The sequence below is a fragment of the Couchioplanes caeruleus genome (assembly GCF_023499255.1).
Classification (GTDB): domain Bacteria; phylum Actinomycetota; class Actinomycetes; order Mycobacteriales; family Micromonosporaceae; genus Actinoplanes; species Actinoplanes caeruleus_A.
The window spans coordinates 3,958,407-3,975,593 of the sequence record NZ_CP092183.1; the positions used below are offsets into that span (position 1 = coordinate 3,958,407).

Sequence of the window (17,187 nt, forward strand, 5' to 3'; positions counted from 1 at the left end):
CCTAGGATGCCTTACGGGCTGTGCGCCGTGCCGCAGCGACACGCCATCGGACCTGGGGGACTCGTCGGCGGAGTGGACCTCTAAGCTGTGCGGCCATGGAGGCTCTGCGGTTGATCCTGCGCTACGCGCACCTCGTCGGGTTCGCGCTGCTGCTCGGCGGTGCGATCGTCCAGTACATCTCCGGCAAGCTGCGAATCAACCCGGCCATGTTGTGGGGCTCGGTGATCCAGGTCGTGACCGGCCTGGCGCTCGCGGCGCCGCTGCGCGGGGGCGGGGACGCCGAGCCCGACCCGGCCAAGCTCGCCGTGAAGCTGGTGATCGCCGTCGCGATCTTCATCATGGTGTTCATCCCGTGGCGCAAGCGGCGCGAGGCCGTGGCCCGCGGCCACTTCATCGGGATCATCGCGCTGACGCTGGTCAACGCGGCGGTCGCGACCTTCTGGCGGTGAGCTGACGGCCGGCGTCGCGCCGGCCGTCAGCCCTCGTCACCAGGAGCCGGCGGTGGGGCCGGCGGAGCCGCCCCGGCGGCGCAGATACTTCTCGAACTCGCTGGCGATCTCGTCGCCGGTCAGCGGCTTGATGCCCTCGTCGCCGACCCGCTCCTCGAGCTCGCGCACGTACTCGCCGAGCTCCGCGTCCTGCTCGGCCGCGGCGCGGACCCGCTTCTCCCACTCGTCGGCCTCCTGGGCGAGGTCCGCGAGGGGCACCGGCAGGTCCAGCACGTCCTCGAGGCGGCTCAGCAGCGAGAGCGTCGCCTTCGGGCAGGGCGGGTTGTTCGCATAGTGCGGCACGTGCACCCAGAAGGACAGCGCCTCCACGTCGGCGCGGCCGGCCGCCTCCTGCAGGACACCCACGATGCCGGTGGGTCCCTCGTACCGGGTGGGGGCGACCTTGTACTTCTCGGCCACCGACTCGTCGGAGGCGGTGCCGCTGATCGGCAGCGGCCGCGTGTACGGCACGTCCGCGAGCAGCGCGCCGAGCAGCAGGATGCGGTCGACCTCGAGGCTGTGGCACACCTCGAGGATCTGCTCGCAGAACGTGCGCCACTTCATGCTGGGCTCGATGCCGCGGATCAGCACGACGTCGCGCTCGGTGCCGGGCGGGCTCGCCACGCTGAACCGGGTGGTGGGCCATTCGATGCGCCGCGTCTCGCCGTCGCCCATCGTGGTGGTCGGCCTGCTGACCTGGAAGTCGTAGAACTCCTCCGGGTCGATGGTGGTGATCTCCCGGGCCTGCCACACCTGCTCCAGGTGCTCCACCGCGGCCGTCGACGCGTCGGCGGCGTCGTTCCACCCTTCGAAGGCGGCGATCGCCACGGGGGAGCGCAGCAGGGGGAGGCCGTCGAACTCTGTCACGGTGCCAACCTTTCGTACCTGAGTACTGTCGAGCCTACGTGGCCGCACCGGATAGCACCCGGCGGCCGCGCCGGGCCCGGCGCCCGAGGGCAGTCCGGCGGCTAGCGTTTCCAGAACTGGCGGGGCGCATACCCGTCCCGGCGCAGCCAGTGCTCGGTGTAGACGATGCGCTCGGCCGGGACCACCACGAGCGGTCCGTGCGGGGGGTCGTCCAGGTCACGGGAACGTTCAACGTGGTCGGACTGCCACCGTACGGCCGGCCAGTGCTCGGCGTAGTCGGCGTCGCCGGGCGTCAGCACGCGGGCCGTGCCGAAGATCTGCGCGCCGCGGCTGCCGGCCTGGCCGACCAGCGGCGCGAAGATGCCGAGGGACACGCGCGGGTCGGCGGCGATGTTGCGCAGCTTCGGCGTACCGGCCGCGGCGGTGAACATCACGGTGAAGCCGAGATGGAAGTAACGCACCGGGGTGGCGAGGGCGCCGCCCGGCCCGGTGGTCGCGAGCACGCACATGTTGTGGGTGGACAGCAGGTTGAGGATGCGTTCCTCGAGGCGTTCGCGCGGCAGGCGCTCGGTCGGGGAGGGTCCGGCCAGCCAGGGGTTCGTCACGGGCATCGGGTGGTTCTACCGCACGGCGTGCGGCGCGAGCACGGCGGCACAGCGCAGGTTGCGGTAACGGCCGCGGTAGTCCAGGCCGTAGCCCACGATCAGCCCCGGCTCCACGTCGAAGCCGACGTACGTGGGCACGTCGAACGCGGGGCTGTCCGGCTTGCGCAGCAGAGCGCACACGGCCACGGAGGCCGGCCGGCGCTGCTGCAGGCTGGAGATCAGCCACGACATGGTGAGCCCGGTGTCGATCACGGTCTCGACGATCAGCACGTCGCGGCCCTCGATATCCAGATCAAGATCTTTGAGCAGGCGTACGGAGCCCGAGCTGCGCTTGCCCGTCGTGTACGACCGCATCGCCATCCAGCCGATCTCGACCGAGCTGTCCATGGCCCGGGCGAGGTCCACGCTGAACGTGGCGGCGCCACCCAGTACGCCGACGAGCACCAGGTCCCGCCCGGCGTAGTCCGTACCGATCTCCCGGGCGAGCTCGGCGACCCGGGAGAGGATCTGGTCCTCGCTCAGCAGCACCGTCTCGAGATCGCCCGCCACGTGCTCGGCGTCCACCCCGTACCCCCGGTCTGTCGGACTGCAGGCATCCTGACACGCCGGCCGCCGGCGGCCAACACGGCTGTCGCCCGCACGGGTGGCGGCCTTCGCCGGGTGCGGCTGCTTCGGGGGTGGGCGCCGGCCGCTCGGCGGGCGGGTGCGCTCGCCGCTGGCCGGGCGGGTGCGCTCGCCGCTTGCCGGGCGGTGCGCTTGCTGCTTGCCGGACGGGGTGTCTGCCGTTCGGCGGTCGGCCGCCGGGTGGTCGCGCTCGTCTTTCGCCGGGGGTGGGCCATGTGCCGGACGGCGGCTCACGACCCGGCCGCGCCTCGTGTCAGCTGTTGACCCAGTTACCTACAGTTCATGATCAGCGAGCCGGATGGAGCGAACATTTCACCCTTTGTCCAGATTCTTGGCCGGGGTTTTATGCTGCCAATCGATCTCCTGTAAGGTCCGCGCGTCTCAGTATTCACGTATTCATCACCACGGTGGAGTTGTGGCATGGCACAGCGCTTCTCGCTCGACGAGATCCGCACCCGCACCTACAAGGATCGCGACGCGTGGTGGACCGTCTGGCTGGTCGACCCGCTCGCGTCGCGGCTGGTGTGGCTCGTCGCCCCGGTCCGGTGGATCACGCCGAACCTGCTGACCATGGGCGCCTTCGTGCTGGGCCTGATCGCCGCCGCCTGCTTCGCAAAGGCTGACTATCCGTGGCTGGTGGCCGGCGCGATCGTCTTCCACCTCAGCTTCGTGCTCGACTGCATGGACGGCAAGATCGCCCGTCTCAAGGGCACCGGCTCGGTCTTCGGTTCCTGGCTCGACTACGTCTTCGACCGCCTCCGCGTCCTCGTCTGCGCGATCGCCCTGATGGGCGGCCAGTACGCGAAGACCGACAACATCCACTACCTGTGGCTGGCCGGCGCGATCATCTTCCTCGACATGTTCCGGTACCTGAACGCCCTGCAGATGGGCAAGGTCAAGAACGACATGCGCCGCCACCTGGAGGCGGCTCAGGGCGAGGGCGCGCCGCCGATGTTCGTCGAGGAGACCGACGCGGAACACCCGGTCGGCGCGGCCACCGCGACGGCGACGGCCGTCGACGGCAAGGGCGCCGAACGCCCGGTGGTCGACGTGTACGGCGACTTCCGCAGCAAGTTCAGCGCCTTCGTCCGCGTTCGCAACATGCTGGTCCGCCAGCGGATCCGCGCGCACGTCTTCAGCGGCATCGAGTTCCAGATGTTCGTGTTCATCATCGGCCCGCTGACCAACCAGATCATCCCGGTGACGATCCTGTCCGGCGTCCTGCTGGCCGCCTTCGAACTCCTCCTGATCTACAAGCTCTGGACGGCGACGAAGAGCTACGCCCGCCAGCTCGCCAAGGTCGGCGTCACGTCGGAAGCCCAGGCCGAAGCGGTGGCGGCGGCGGCCGGCATGCAACCGGTCGAGCAGGTCGTCGACACGGAGCAGCTCGGCACGGACACGGTCACCCTGCCCACGGTGTCCTCCCGCCACTGAACCCGTCCCGTCCGACGGCCGCCCGCGTACGCGCAGGCGGCCGTCGCGGTCTCCGCCTCGGGCCGGCCCGCCTCGCGCCCGCTTTGGCTCGCGCCCGCTTTCACTCGCGTCGGCTCGCCTTGCGCCGCGCTGCCATGCCTTTGCACTGCCCGGCGTCAGGCCGACTGGTCCTGCCTTGCTTGTCTCCACCTGCCTTGCCCGCCCTCTCGACCGCCCCCTTCTCAAGGTCTCCGCGCGGCGGGGATGCCGGTGATGGCGGGGGCATGGCATCCTGGGCGGCCATGGACGGAGTCGTGATCCTCGGCGGGGCGTTGACCTGCATGGCGGCGGTCGTCGCCCTTGTGGTGGTCGCCGTCGTCGCGGGCCGCCGCCGCGAACGCGACCGCCGCGAAGTCCTGCACCGCTGGGCCGCCGCCCACGGCTGGACCGTCGTACCCGACCCCGCCGTCGATTGGAGCACCCGCCTGCCCGGCCGCAACCGCCGCGGCGTGACTCTCGCCCTGACCGGGCCGCTGTGGGGCCGCCGCGCCAGCGTCGCCGACTACTCGCACACGGAGACCACCTCGACCACCACGTCGGACGGCCAGGGCGGCACCACGCACGGCACCCAGTCCACGACCCACCACTACACGGTGCTCGTCGTCCACGTGGACCGGCCGTCCCCGTACGTCGGCGTCCAACCCCGAGGCACCCTCTCGAAGTGGGGCCGCGCGCTGTTCGGCACGGGTACGGCCCTGGGCCACGAGCAGTTCGACAAACACTTCCAGGTCGTCGGCGAGCCGGGCGCCTCCCCGTACCCGTTGAACGCCGCGCTCCTGGCAGCCCACGTGGCCGGAACCGTACCGGTATGGACGCTGCAGGGCACCGATCTGCTGGCCATGACGACCGGCCGGCTGCGCGACCCGGCGACGATCCCGCAGCTGCTCGGGCCGCTGTACCGGGTGGCGGACCTGCTGACCGGCCGCGTGCCGGCCGCCGGACCGGTGGGTCTGCCGGGCGGTCCGCCAGGGTTCGGCCCGGCGGGTCCGCCGACCACCCCGCCCGGGTCAGGTTCGCCGGGCAACCCCTCCGCCGGCCCGGCAGGTCTGCCGAGCATCCCGCCTGCTGCCGATCCGCTGTAGCCGCAAGCTTGCGGGCCGGCGGCGCCATCGGCCTCGGTCCGAGTCGTGGCCGCGCCCGTTCTCCATCCGGCGCGCTGTGTCGCGTCTCGGTCGTCGTCGCCGCGGTCGAACGGCGGAACCTACGCCGTAATCCGGGCATAATGGGCATCGTGCAGGATCATCCGCTGGAGATCGGTGAGGACGCCACGACGTTCTTCCAGCCCCGTGGCATGGTCTTCGTGACCATGCTGTGGGTGATCGCCCTGGTCTTTTTCGCGGTCCGCGCCCTGTGGCTGCTGATCTCGATCGCGCTGGGCATGCCGCCCACCGCCGCCGACCTCGTCACCATCGCGGAGAGCCTGCTCATCGTCCCGGTCGTGGCGGCGGGCGTGGTCGTGCTGGTGGCCTGGCGCCGGTTCGGGTGGCTCAAGAGTTCGGTACGCGGCCTGGAGTTCGCCGCGACCGGCCGTCGCGGCGTGCATCTGCCCTGGTCGGCGGTGGCGTCGCTCACGCTGCGCCGGCGGGGACCCTTCACGGAGCTGGTCGTCACGCCGACCTCCACGGCCGAGGTCACCGAACTGCCCGGCCCGGGCCGTCGACCCCGCACGGTACGCCGCGACGCGCGGACGGCGTACGTGATCGACGTGGGGCTCATGTCCCCGGGCCCGGACGTCCTCCTGGCCGAACTGCACCGCCGGATCCCGTCCCGCGTCTGACCGCGGCCGGCGGGAGCGTCGCTGTGGGGCCGCGGTGTCGTCAGGCCGCGGTGCCGTCTGACCGCGCGGCCGGCCGGAGCGTCGCTGTGGGGCCGCGGTGCCGTCGGGCCGCGTGCCGCCGCTGTGGCGCGGCGCCCATGTGACCGTAGCGGCCAGTCGGCGCGGCCACCGCCGGGCCGATGAGGGGCGACCACAGCCCCGTTGGTGGCCGTCGCCGGGGCCGATGCCCGGTGGCCGGGAATCGGTGAGGTGCGGCGACCGTGCTCAGGGGGCGGCGACGCTGGGTCCCCCGAAGGTGACCGGGACGCCGGGGGAGTACAGCACGCTGGCCGGCGGGCCCGACACCGGCAGGCCCGCCGCTGGGAGCAGGCCGTCGTCGAGGTCGAGCAGGTCCGCCCGGAACAGCGGCCAGCGGGGGTGCTCGTTCGGCAGATGGACCGTACGGCCCCAGGCCCGGGTGTGCAGCCCCCATCGTGCGGTCAGGAAGTGTTCCGTCGGCGTGGGGTCCGGGACGGGTGCTCCGACCCGTACGGAGATGGCGGTTCTGGCTCCGCGCGGCCCGGGCCATCGGCGGCTGCTGGCGTAGCTGAGCACGCCGTCGTTCTTGTGCAACGACATCCGCGACCACTTGTACGGCAGGCGGAGCAGCGCCTGCGCGGTCAGCACGGGCAGCAACCGCTCCGCGTCCAGCGACAGGAACACCACCGCCCGCCGCCCCTGCGAGTCGACGCTGTACAGGCGCACGTTCGTCTCGCAGAACGTCCCCAGGTACGGGATCCCCGGCCCGCGCCCCGGGCCCAGCTTCACCATCCGGAACCCGATCAGCCCCACGTACGTGACGCCGTCGAGGGTGTCGGGAACCGTGCCGCGCGGCAGGAACGGCGCCACCGTGGCGGGCGGCACCGGCCAGTGCAGGAAGGTCAGGTCGTGCCAGCTCTGCACCAGCCACGAGCGCCGCACGGGCCGCATGGTCTCCGGGGTGACGTCCTCGATCCGCACGCGCCCATCATCCCCCTGTCCTGCCACAACGCCCCGCCGCCTCGGCAGCAGCGTGCCCGCCGCACCGGCCCGGGGTGCCCGGCCAAGCGCCGCCGGACCGCGCCCGGCCAAGCGCCGTCGGACCGCGCCGGGCCAAAGCTCCGCCGGACCGCACCCGGCCAAGCGCCGTCGGACCGCGCCCGGCCATGCTCCGTCGGACCGCGCCCGGCCAAGCTCCGCGAGGCCGCACCCGGCCAAGCTCCGCCGTCGCCGGGACCCCGGCCAAGCGCCGCCGGGCCGCACCCAGCCGGCGGTGGCGAAGTGCTGAGCCGCCGCCGGGCCGGAGGTCAGCGCCGCGAGTGCAACACCGGCCCGCCGTCCGGCGACCTCATCGGCGGCGTCGGCCGATCACCGTGGGCGCGCCCGGCCCCCCAAGCCGTCAGCGCCCGACCTCGCTCATGTCCGCGTACCGGTCGCCCGCGGCCGGCCGGATGGCGCTCAGCCGGGCGAGCTGATCCGCGCTGAGCCGCACCCCGTCCGCGGCGGCGTTCTCCTCCAGGCGGGTGACGCGCTTGGTGCCCGGGATCGGTGCCAGGTCGTCGCCCTGTGCCAGCACCCAGGCCAGCGCGACCTGGGCCGGCGTGGCGCCGGCCTCCGCGGCCACCGCCTGCACCTCGTCGACGATGCGCAGGTTCTGCTGGAAGTTGTCGCCCTGGAAACGGGGGTTGTTGCGGCGGAAGTCGTCGGCGTCGAAGTCCTCCGGGGAGCGGATGGCGCCGGTGAGGAAGCCGCGGCCGAGGGGCGAGTACGGCACGAAGCCGATGCCCAGCGTGCGCAGCGTCGGCAGCACCTCGGTCTCGGGGTCGCGGGTCCACAGTGAGTATTCCGACTGCACCGCCGTGATCGGGTGCACGGCGTGGGCCCGGCGGATCGTCCCGGGTGCCGCCTCGGACAGGCCGATGTGGCGGATCTTGCCGGCCTGCACCAGGTCGGCCAGCGCGCCGACGGTGTCCTCGACCGGCACCTTCGGGTCCATCCGGTGCTGGTAGTACAGGTCGATGTGGTCGGTGCCGAGCCGCTTGAGCGAGCCCTCGACGGCCGCGCGCGCATTGTCGGGGTGGCCGTCGAGGGTGCGGCCGCCGTCGCCGCCGCGGTGCGAGAGCAGGCCGAACTTGGAGGCGATGACGACCTGGTCGCGGCGGCCGGCCAGGGCGCGGCCGACGAGCTCCTCGTTCGTGTACGGGCCGTAGATCTCGGCCGTGTCGAGGAACGTGACGCCCAGCTCGATCGCCCGGTGGATGGTGCGCATCGACTCGGCGTCGTCGCTGCCGCGGCCGGTGTAGAAGGCCGACATGCCCATGCAACCCAGGCCGATGCGGGACACGTCGAGGCCGGCCAGTGATACCTGCTTCATGCGGATTTCCCTTCGTGCTGCCGGACCCGTCGGTCACCCGGGGCGGCCTCGGCGGCGTGTCCCGGAGTCCCTTCGCAAGCTACGCCCGTGCACCGGGCCGTACCGGGTTGTCCACAGGTGTCCAGCGCCACACCGCTTGATCCGGTGACCGGCTTGCGTCCGTATCGTGGAGGTAATTGACTGCTGCCCACGGAGGACCCCGCATGCCGGTGCCGCGCCGCAACCGTCTCGTGATCCCGGCGCTCGCCGTGGCGGCCGCGATCACCCTCGGCTGCGTGGCCGCGCCGCAGGCCCCCGCCGGCCAGGGCGAGCCCGCGGGCCAGCGCAAACCCGCCGCGACGAGGACGGCGGGGACTGCGGACGACCCGGACATCGACGGCACGGACACCGTGGAGGAGTTCCAGGGCGACGTGGGTGACGCGCGCGAGATCGCCGAGGAGTACTGGCAGAAGCAGTTCAAGCGCTCCGGCCTGGACTTCGAGCCGATCGCCGGGCTGATCCCGTACGGGGCGAGGAAGCAGGTCGGCTGCGGCGGGCAGGCGCTCGGGCTCAACAACGCGGCGTACTGCTCGGCGGGGGACTTCATCGCGTACGACGCCGACTGGGCGTTCGCCGCGTTCCGTCAGATCGGCGACGCGTTCATCTTCTACCTGCTCGGCCACGAGTACGCCCACGCGATCCAGCGCCGCCTCGGCATCCAGAAGCAGTTCACGATCCAGCAGGAGCTGCAGGCCGACTGCATGGCCGGCGCGTACATCGGTGACATGCAGAAGGCCGGCCGCCTGCGCCTGGCGGACGGCGACCTGGACGAGCTGGCGGCGGGCCTCGAGGCGGTCGGCGACGACCCGGGGCAGCCGTGGTTCGCCGAGGGCGCGCACGGGACGGCCCGGCAGCGCACCGCCGCGTTCAACAACGGCTACCGCCGGTCGCTCGCCCCCTGCAAGCTCTCGTAGCGGTCGTCACACCGGGCCGCGTCCGGGCCGGTGCCGGGGAAGAATGGGCGGGACGGTTCGGTCCGACGGCGTGGGAGGCCTGTTCTGACATCACGACATCCGGCTGCGGTGCTCTTCGACATGGACGGCACGCTGGTCGACAGCGAGAAGGTCTGGGACGTCGCGCTGCACGAGCTCGCGGCGCGTGCCGGCGGGAAGCTCTCCGAGCCCGCCCGGCTGGCGATGATCGGCAGCAGCATGGCCGCGTCGATGCGGATCCTGCGCGAGGACCTGGGCCAGCCCGACCGGGACGAGGCCGCCGACGTCGCCTGGCTGGAGCACCGCGTCGAGGAGCTGTTCGCCGAGGGGCTGGTGTGGCGTCCCGGCGCGATGGAGCTGCTGCGGGCGGTCCGCGCCGCCGGGCTGCCGACCGCGCTGGTGACCTCGACCGCGCGCCGGCTCGTCGAGGTCGCGCTGGAGACGCTGGGCCGGGAGAACTTCGACGTGGTGGTCTGCGGCGACGAGGTGCCGGCGCCCAAGCCCGACCCGGCGCCCTACCGGACCGCCGCCGAGCTGCTCGGCGTGCCGATCGCCGACTGCGTGGCGATCGAGGATTCGCCGACGGGGTCGGCCAGCGCGCTCGCCTCCGGCGCCGCGGTGCTCGCCGTCCCGGCCGAGCTGGAGCTGCCCCCGGTCGACGGGGTCCATCTGCGCGACACCCTGGTCGGCGTCGACCCGGCCTACCTGGGAGCCCTGCTGGCCCGCGTCGGCGCTTGAGCCCGCGAGACCCGCGCCGGCGTCGGAAGCCGCGGAGAATTCCGCGCCGAGGCGGGCTCGCGCCGACCCCACGTGAAGCGAAAGCCGGCCTGAGTGAAGCGAATGCCGGCCTGAGTGAAGCGAATGCCGGCCTGAGTGAAGCGAAAGCCGTGCCCTAGGGGGAGCAAAAGCCGGGCCCTCGAGGGAAGCGAATCCCGAGCTCAGGGAAGCGAAAGCCGGGCTCTCGGGGAAGCGAAGCCTGCGCTCGGGAGAGCGAAAGCCCGCGCCGGTCAGCAGGACCGGCGCGGGCACCGCGTCAGTCGTGCGCGATCGCGCCCAGCACGTTCAGCCGGGCCGCGCGGATCGCCGGCAGGACCGCCGCGATCACGCCCACCAGCGCTGCCAGCAGCAGGTATGTGCCCATCCGCGTCCAGGGCAGCACCAGTTCCGTGATGCCGTCGCTGTGCAGCGCGCGGGTCACCGCCGTCCCCATGCCCGCGCCCACCGTCACGCCGAGCAGCGCGCCGAAGACCGAGATCACCACGGCTTCGACCGTCACCATGCGCATGGTCTGTGCCCGGCTCAGGCCCACCGCGCGCAGCAGGCCGAGTTCGCGGGTGCGTTCCAGGACCGACAGCGCGAGCGTGTTGACCACGCCCAGCACCGCGATGAGGATGGCCAGCGCCAGCAGGATCTGGATCATGGTGATGACCGTGTCCAGGGAGGCTGCCTGCTGGTCCACGAACGCGCCGGCGTCGGTCGCCGAGACCTCCGGGCTGTCCGCCAGCAGGGCTTTGACCTGCGGCAACACGGCCGAGACGGGTACGCCGTCGGCGAGGCGCACGAAGCCCAGCATCGGCTGCGGGACGGCGAAGTCCTTCGTCGCCGCCGCCGGCAGCAGGATGCTGCCGGGCAGGGCGTCCTCCGGGTACGTGGCCACGATCGTGTAGTCGCGGGCTTCGCCGCGCGACAGCTGCACGGTGACGCGCGTGCCGGCCTGCCAGCCCTGCTCGGCGGCCTCCGGGGCGCTCACCACCATCTGGTCGTCGTGCAGGGCCGGCAGGGCGGCTCCGTCCCCGTACGTCTGGGTGAGCTTCGCGAGGTCGTCGGTGGCGTTCACGTAGTGGCTGCGCCCGTCGATGAGCGCCTGGTCGTTCCACAGGCCGGCTGCCGCGCGTACCCCCGGGATCGCCGCGGCCCTGCCCACGACGGCCGGGTCGGACGCCGGAGGCCGGGGTCCGTTCTGATCCCCGCTGATCATGATCTGGGCCTTGAGCACCCGCGCGGCTTCGGCCCGCAGGCTGCTCTTGGCCGAGTCCATCACCACGGTGACGCCGGTGACGAGCGCGATGCCCACCATCAGGGCGGCCGCGGTGATCGCCGTGCGGCGCGGGTTGCGGCCCGAGTTGAGCCGGCCCAGCCGGCCCGGCAGCGACCACGAGAACATCCGGCCCAGCAGCGACACCACCGGACGGCTGATCAGCGGTGTCAGCAGCGCGACCCCGATGAACGACACGAGCACACCGCCCAGGATCAGCCACAGGACGGCGTCGCCCGCGTCGGCGAACAGCCCGACGCCCAGCGCGGCGGCGCCGGCGGCCGTGACCGCGCCGCCCGCCACGCTGATCCGGGTCAGCGGCCGGTCGGGCGTGGCGACCTCCTGCATGGCGGCGACCGGGGCGATCCGGGCCGCCCGCAACGCGGGCAGCACCGCGGCCACCACCGTGACGAGCAGGCCGACCACGAACGAGCTGATCACCGCCGTCAGGGGCACGCCGACCGGGGCGAGTTCCAGGCCGCCACCGGCGAACGAGCCGAACAGGTACGCCAGCCCCGCGCCGACGCCGACCCCGGCGGCGAGCCCGAGCACCGCCGCGACGAGGCCGATCGCGACCGCCTCGACCAGCACGGAGGTGATCACCTGGCGCCGGCTCGCGCCCATCGCCCGGAGCAGGGCGAGTTCCCGGGTGCGCTGCGCGACGATGATCGAGAACGTGTTGAGGATCAGGAAGATGCCGACGAACAGCGCCACGCCCGCGAAGCCGAGCAGGATCCGGTTGAAGAAGTTCAACCCTTCCTGCAGGTCGGCGGCGTTGTCCTGGGCGAGCTGGTCGCCGGTCTTGACGACGTACGCGGAGCCGAGCGCCGCGGCGATGCGGTCCCGCAGCACCTCCGGCGTCACGTCGGCGGCGGCCCGTACGCGCACCGAGCTGTACACGCCGGTCCTGCCGAGCATCAGCTTCTGAGCGACCGGCGCGGTGAAGGCGACCTCCTGCACGCCCCCGAGGCTGTCCCGGTCGCCGCTGTAGCCGTACACGCCGACGAGCGTGAACTGCTTCTTCGGCTGCAGGGTCAGCACGCCGACCTTGTCACCGACCGTCAGGCCGGCGGCCTCGGCCACGGTGGCGTTCACCGCGATCTCGTCCGCGGCGGACGGTCCGCGGCCCTCGCGGAGCCGCACGAGGTCGTCCTCACCGGTCCAGGCGACGCCCAGCCGCGGCGGGCCCATGGAGGTCAGGACCTTGCCGTCGCTGCCGATCACGCGGGCGCCGTCGGCCTCCACCAGCCCGGCTGCCTCCCGTACCCCCGGGACGTTTTTGATCGTGTCGACCGTGCCGGCGGGCAGCGGGGCGCCGACCTGCTCCCCGTCCATCTCCGACACCGCGATCTTGGGCTGGGCCTCCACCGACACGTCGGTCGTCGAGTACGCGCTGGCGAACACGGCGTCGAACGAGCGGCTCAGCGTGTCGGTGACCACGAACGCGCCCGCCACGAACATGACGCCGAGCACGACGGCGAGCCCGGAAAGGATCAGCCTCAGCTTGCGCGCCAGCAGGCTCTTGAGGGTGGCGCGCAGCATCAGAGCATCACCGGCTCGGCGTGCGTGTCCAGCCGCTTCATCGTGTCGAGCACGGTCTCGGCGGTCGGCGCGGCCAGCTCGTGGACGATCTGCCCGTCGGCGAGGAACACGACGCGGTCGGCGTAGCTCGCGGCCACCGGGTCGTGCGTGACCATGATGATCGTCTGCTGGTGCTCGCGCACGCTGGCCCGCAGGAACGACAGCACCTCGGCGCCGGAGCGCGAGTCCAGGTTGCCGGTCGGCTCGTCGGCGAAGATCACGTCGGGCCGCCCGACCAGTGCCCGCGCGCACGCCACCCGCTGCTGCTGGCCGCCGGACAGCTGGCTGGGCCGGTGGCTCAGCCGGTCCCGCAGCCCGACGGTGTCGATCACGATGTCCCACCACTGCGGGTCCGGCTTGCGCCCGGCGATGTCCAGGGGCAGCCGGATGTTCTCCTGCGCGCTCAGCGTCGGCAGCAGGTTGAACTGCTGGAAGATGAACCCGACCCGGTTGCGGCGCAGCCGGGTCAGCGCCTTGTCGCCGAGCTTGCTCAGCTCGGTGTCGCCCACGTGCACGGTGCCCCGGTCCACGGTGTCCAGGCCGGCCAGGCAGTGCATGAGCGTCGACTTGCCGCTGCCCGACGGGCCCATGATGGCGGTGAACCGGCCCCGCCGGAACTCGGCGCTCACGCCACGCAGAGCGACGACACGCGCCTCGCCCGAGCCGTAGACCTTCCAGACCTCGTCGGCCCGTGCGGCCACCGGTTCACCGGCATTCGTCGCTGTCACTGTCGCCCCCTGGATCTCGTACGCGATGCGGGGCGCGCCGGGATGGCTGATGAGGCGCTGCGCCCGCTGGATGTGGTCCGGCCGGGCAGCACGCCCGGCCGGCCCGCTCAGTCTTCCGGCGCGAGGTGGCCCGGGCGTCCGCCTGACGGCGGAGCGTGACGCGGAGATCCGGCCCGGGGACGTCACCTACGTGACCTCAGGGTTGACCCCGACCCGGCACGCCCGTCCCGCCGGCGCCGGGTCAGCCGCCGGGGCGGACCAGGCCCGTCTCGTACGCCAGCACGACCGCCTGCACCCGGTCCCGCAGCCGCAGCTTTGTGAGCACATGCCCGACGTGGGTCTTCACGGTCGTCTCGCTGACCGTCAGCGCCCGGGCGATCTCGGCATTCGAGTGGCCCCGGGCGACGTGCACGAGCACTTCGCGTTCCCGCTCGGTGAGGGCGTCCAGCGCGGGCGCCGCGGCGGTCGCCTCCGCGGCGGGCAGCAGCTCGGCCAGCCGCACCAGCAACCGGTCGAGGATCTTCGGCGCGACGACCGCACCCCCGGCCGCCACCGTACGGATGGCCGCGACGAGCTCCTCGGCCCCGGCGTCCTTGCACAGGTACCCGGACGCCCCGGCCGCCACGGCACTGAGCACCTGCTCGTCGGCGTCGTACGCGGTCAGCACCAGCACCCGCACGGGCAGCCCGGAGCCGGTGATACGCCGCGCGGCGGCCAGCCCGTCGAGGCGCGGCAGCCGCAGGTCCATGACCACGACGTCGGGCAGCAGCCGGCGCGCCAGGTCGACGGCCTCGGCGCCGTCCCCGGCCTCCCCGACCACGGCGAGCCCGTCGGCCCCGGCCAGCGCCATCCGCAGCCCGGCCCGCAACATCGGCTGCTCATCGGCCAGCAACACCCGGACCGTACGCGTCCCGCCCGCCCGGCCGGCACCGTCCGGACCGTTGCTGCCGTGACCGCCGTTCGCCGGGCCGGCACTGTCCGGCCCGTTGCTGCCGTGACCGCCGTTCGCCGGGCCGGTGCCTGCCTCCGGACGGGGATCGGCGTGGCGGGCGCCGGATGCCGGTGCGGAACCGACGTCGTATCCGTTGCGCTGCGGCACCGCGCGCCTCCCCACCCGTGTCCGGCTCCGGCGCTCACCCTAAGCGATCGGCACGCCGGGCCGCCGTCCCCGTCTCACCGGAGGGGCTGCCGAGGCGAAGTCAGGACGGCCGCCGCAGCACGGGCCCGGCGTCGGAGCGAATCGGATCGCCGACGGAGGAAGGCGCCGCCGGAGCCGCCGGCGTGTCGGAGGCCGGTGTGCCGGGGGCCGGCGCGGGCTGCTCCGCCGCGGCCGCCGGCATGTCGCAGGCCGGTGTGCTGAGGGCCGGCGCGGGCTGCTCCGCCGGGGCCGCCGGCTCCGGGTAGGGCGGCGGGGTGCCGCCGAACTCCGGGCAGAACTGCTGGTGGCTGCACCAGCCGCACAGCCGGCTCGGTTTGGGGCGGAAGTCGCGGTCCTGCTTGGCGCGTTCGATCGCCTGTGACAGCGCGACAAGCGTGCGTTCGAAGCGCTCCAGCTCCTCGGCGTCCGGGCTGTAGTCGCAGATCTCCGCGTCCTTGAGATACAGCAGGCGCAGCACCCGGGGCACGACGCCGCGGGTGCGCCAGAGCACCAGCGCGTAGAACTTCAGCTGGAACAGCGCCCGGCCCTCGAAGGCCTCGCGGGGTGCCCCGCCGGTCTTGTAGTCGACCACGCGCAGGTCGCCGGCGGGTGAGACGTCGAGGCGGTCGATGTAGCCGCGGATCAGCAGGTCGTCGTCGACGAGCGTGGAGACCAGCGCCTCGCGCTCGGCTGGCTGCAGGCGGCGCGGGTCCTCGACGGCGAAGTAGCCGTCGAGCAGCTCGCCCGCGCTCGCCAGGAACGCCTCGAGGCGGGCCAGCTCGTCGGCCGGCCGCCCCTCTGGCATGCCGGGCAGCGCCTGCGCCTCCGGCAGCGCAGCCGCCGGCGGTGCCGGGGAGGGCTGTGCCGCGATCGGGTGATCTTCGACCGCGACCGGCGCCGCGACGTCCACCGGCGCCTCGAACAGCCGGGCGACCTCCGGCTCCTGCTCCACCAGCCGCTCCCACTGCGGTGCCACCAGCGCCGCTGCGGCCCGGGGAGTGCGGTCCTCCGCGGGCAGGTCGAACAGGCGCTCCAGGACCGCGTGCACGAGCGTGCCGCGCAGCTGGTCGCGGGTGGGTTGCTCAGGCAGGCGGTCGATCGTGCGGAAGCGGAACAGCAGGGGACACGTCTTGAAGTCGGCCGCCCGCGACGGCGACAGCGACGGGCCGGGGTGGCGCTCCCGGTCGGCGCCCGGGGTCGTGGCGCCGGTGGGGGAAAGGACCGTTTCTGCCGTCATGCGGGTAAGGCTAGGGGAGGGGTACGACGAAAACCGGCGCGGCAGGGGGCTCTCAGGCTCGGTCCGTAGCATCGGTGCCGTGGACGACAGCACGCGGCAGACCCGTCCGGCCCGGCGCGGCGGGCGGGTGGTGGGGCGCGTCCTCGGCGTGCCGATCTACGTCAACGCCTCGATGCTGCTGCTCGCCGTGCTGGTCACGGTCGTCTACGGCGGGTACGCGGAGAACGAACTCGGCCTGGCCGCACCCTTCGCGTACGCGGTGGGCCTGGGGTTCGTGGCGTGCCTGATGGGTTCGGTGCTGCTGCACGAGCTGGGCCACGCCGTGACGGCCCGCCGGTACGGCATCGGTGTGCGCGGTATCACCCTGGAGCTGCTCGGCGGCTGGACGGAGATGGACCGGGACGCCCCGAACCCGCGCGTCGACGCCCTGGTCTCGCTGGCCGGTCCGGCCGTGTCCCTCGTCCTGGGCGGAGTCGCCACCGCCGCCGCGTTCGCGCTGCCCGACCGTACGGTTGCCGGCCAGATCGTCTTCCAGCTGGCGGCGAGCAACCTCATCGTGGCCGTCTTCAACGTGCTTCCCGGCCTGCCGCTCGACGGCGGGCGGGCGTTGCGCGCGGGGGTGTGGGCGCTGCTGAAGGACCGTAACCGGGCCACCGTGGTCGCGGGCTGGGCCGGCCGCGGGATCGCGCTGGTGACCGGATGCGTGGCGTTCACCCTGTACAGGCTGAACCTGCTGACGCTGTTCGGCCTGATGTTCATTCTGTTGGTGGTCTTCACGCTGTGGCAGGGTGCCGGGCAGTCGATCCGGCTCGCGCGGATGACGCGGCGGTTTCCCCTGGTCGACCTGGCGAGGCTTGCGCGGCCGCTGTTCGCCGTACCGTCGGGAACGTCGATCGCGGAGGCGCAGCGCCGCGCCGATGCGTCGGAGCTGGAGCGCAAGGGCCTGGCAGTGGCCGACTCCAGTGGCCGCGTCGTGGCGGTGGTGGACGCCGCCGCGGCGGCGGCAGTGCCGGCCGAGCGGCGGCCGTGGGTCTCCGTCGACTCCGTCTCGCGCGACCTGGCGCGGCTGCCGGCGATGCGCGTCGGTCTCACCGGCGAGCAGGTGGTCCGGGCCGTGCAGGCCCACCCGGGTGCGCAGTACGTGGTGACCGCAGGCGAGGATGTCGTCGGCGTGCTGCACGTCGCGGATCTGGCCGAGCTGCTGGAGCCGCGCCGCGTGACCCGCCGCGCCGCGGCGAAGTGAGCCGTCGCACCGCAGACGAGAGAGGGAT

16 protein-coding genes are annotated in these 17,187 nt (G+C 73.1%); 7 read left to right on the plus strand and 9 right to left on the minus strand.

From position 1 onward, the window contains the following. Positions 1 to 95 precede the first annotated feature (95 nt). Positions 96 to 449, plus strand: coding sequence for a hypothetical protein (locus COUCH_RS18255; RefSeq protein WP_249613297.1), 354 nt, complete (start codon positions 96 to 98; stop codon positions 447 to 449). 36 nt (positions 450 to 485) lie between these two features. Here the strand turns inward: COUCH_RS18255 and COUCH_RS18260 are convergent, their stop codons facing one another. The 3 genes from COUCH_RS18260 to hpt form a co-directional block, all read right to left on the minus strand. Continuing rightward, a complete protein-coding gene (locus COUCH_RS18260) occupies positions 486 to 1,355 on the minus strand; it encodes a PAC2 family protein (RefSeq protein WP_249613298.1) in 870 nt (289 codons plus the stop codon). 101 nt (positions 1,356 to 1,456) lie between these two features. After that, on the minus strand, positions 1,457 to 1,966 hold the full coding sequence (locus COUCH_RS18265; protein ID WP_249613299.1) for a pyridoxamine 5'-phosphate oxidase family protein: 510 nt from the start codon (positions 1,964 to 1,966) through the stop codon (positions 1,457 to 1,459). 9 nt (positions 1,967 to 1,975) lie between these two features. Beyond that, positions 1,976 to 2,524, minus strand: a complete 549-nt coding sequence (gene hpt / locus COUCH_RS18270) for a hypoxanthine phosphoribosyltransferase (protein ID WP_249613300.1) — start codon at positions 2,522 to 2,524, stop codon at positions 1,976 to 1,978. Between the two features lie 480 nt (positions 2,525 to 3,004). Between hpt and COUCH_RS18275 the strand changes: the two genes are divergently transcribed. The 3 genes from COUCH_RS18275 (at position 3,005) to COUCH_RS18285 (ending at position 5,834) form a co-directional block, all read left to right on the plus strand. Then, the gene (locus COUCH_RS18275) at positions 3,005 to 4,018 is read left to right on the plus strand and encodes a CDP-alcohol phosphatidyltransferase family protein (RefSeq protein WP_249613301.1); all 1,014 of its coding nucleotides are present in this window, start codon (positions 3,005 to 3,007) and stop codon (positions 4,016 to 4,018) included. A gap of 281 nt (positions 4,019 to 4,299) precedes the next feature. After that, complete coding sequence (locus COUCH_RS18280) at positions 4,300 to 5,139, plus strand: hypothetical protein (protein WP_249613302.1); 840 nt, start codon at positions 4,300 to 4,302, stop codon at positions 5,137 to 5,139. 140 nt (positions 5,140 to 5,279) lie between these two features. Further along, a complete protein-coding gene (locus COUCH_RS18285) occupies positions 5,280 to 5,834 on the plus strand; it encodes a hypothetical protein (RefSeq protein WP_249613303.1) in 555 nt (184 codons plus the stop codon). 264 nt (positions 5,835 to 6,098) lie between these two features. On the opposite strand, the gene COUCH_RS18290 is transcribed toward COUCH_RS18285, so the two are convergent. Both COUCH_RS18290 and COUCH_RS18295 read right to left on the minus strand, forming a co-directional pair. Further along, positions 6,099 to 6,833: a YqjF family protein gene (locus tag COUCH_RS18290; protein WP_249613304.1), complete on the minus strand. Its 735-nt coding sequence runs from the start codon at positions 6,831 to 6,833 to the stop codon at positions 6,099 to 6,101. Positions 6,834 to 7,251: 418 nt separating this feature from the next. Then, entirely contained in the window at positions 7,252 to 8,226 is a 975-nt protein-coding gene (locus tag COUCH_RS18295; protein WP_249613305.1) for an aldo/keto reductase, read from the minus strand. 203 nt (positions 8,227 to 8,429) lie between these two features. On the opposite strand from COUCH_RS18295, the gene COUCH_RS18300 reads away from it, so the two are divergent. Both COUCH_RS18300 and COUCH_RS18305 read left to right on the plus strand, forming a co-directional pair. Beyond that, the gene (locus tag COUCH_RS18300; protein ID WP_249613306.1) at positions 8,430 to 9,179 is read left to right on the plus strand and encodes a neutral zinc metallopeptidase; all 750 of its coding nucleotides are present in this window, start codon (positions 8,430 to 8,432) and stop codon (positions 9,177 to 9,179) included. A gap of 108 nt (positions 9,180 to 9,287) precedes the next feature. After that, complete coding sequence (locus COUCH_RS18305) at positions 9,288 to 9,935, plus strand: HAD family hydrolase (protein ID WP_249613307.1); 648 nt, start codon at positions 9,288 to 9,290, stop codon at positions 9,933 to 9,935. Between the two features lie 295 nt (positions 9,936 to 10,230). On the opposite strand, the gene COUCH_RS18310 is transcribed toward COUCH_RS18305, so the two are convergent. The 4 genes from COUCH_RS18310 to COUCH_RS18325 form a co-directional block, all read right to left on the minus strand. Then, positions 10,231 to 12,774, minus strand: a complete 2,544-nt coding sequence (locus COUCH_RS18310; RefSeq protein WP_249613308.1) for an ABC transporter permease — start codon at positions 12,772 to 12,774, stop codon at positions 10,231 to 10,233. After that, a complete protein-coding gene (locus tag COUCH_RS18315; RefSeq protein WP_249613309.1) occupies positions 12,774 to 13,541 on the minus strand; it encodes an ABC transporter ATP-binding protein in 768 nt (255 codons plus the stop codon). Before COUCH_RS18315 ends, COUCH_RS18310 begins: the two co-directional genes overlap by 1 nt. 241 nt (positions 13,542 to 13,782) lie before the next feature. Continuing rightward, positions 13,783 to 14,436 (minus strand): response regulator, encoded by a 654-nt coding sequence (locus COUCH_RS18320; RefSeq protein ID WP_275980140.1) that lies wholly within the window; start codon positions 14,434 to 14,436, stop codon positions 13,783 to 13,785. Positions 14,437 to 14,740: 304 nt separating this feature from the next. Continuing rightward, positions 14,741 to 15,916, minus strand: a complete 1,176-nt coding sequence (locus COUCH_RS18325; RefSeq protein ID WP_249613310.1) for a RecB family exonuclease — start codon at positions 15,914 to 15,916, stop codon at positions 14,741 to 14,743. A 172-nt stretch (positions 15,917 to 16,088) separates the two neighbouring features. On the opposite strand from COUCH_RS18325, the gene COUCH_RS18330 reads away from it, so the two are divergent. After that, positions 16,089 to 17,159: a M50 family metallopeptidase gene (locus tag COUCH_RS18330; RefSeq protein WP_249613745.1), complete on the plus strand. Its 1,071-nt coding sequence runs from the start codon at positions 16,089 to 16,091 to the stop codon at positions 17,157 to 17,159. Positions 17,160 to 17,187 lie beyond the last annotated feature (28 nt).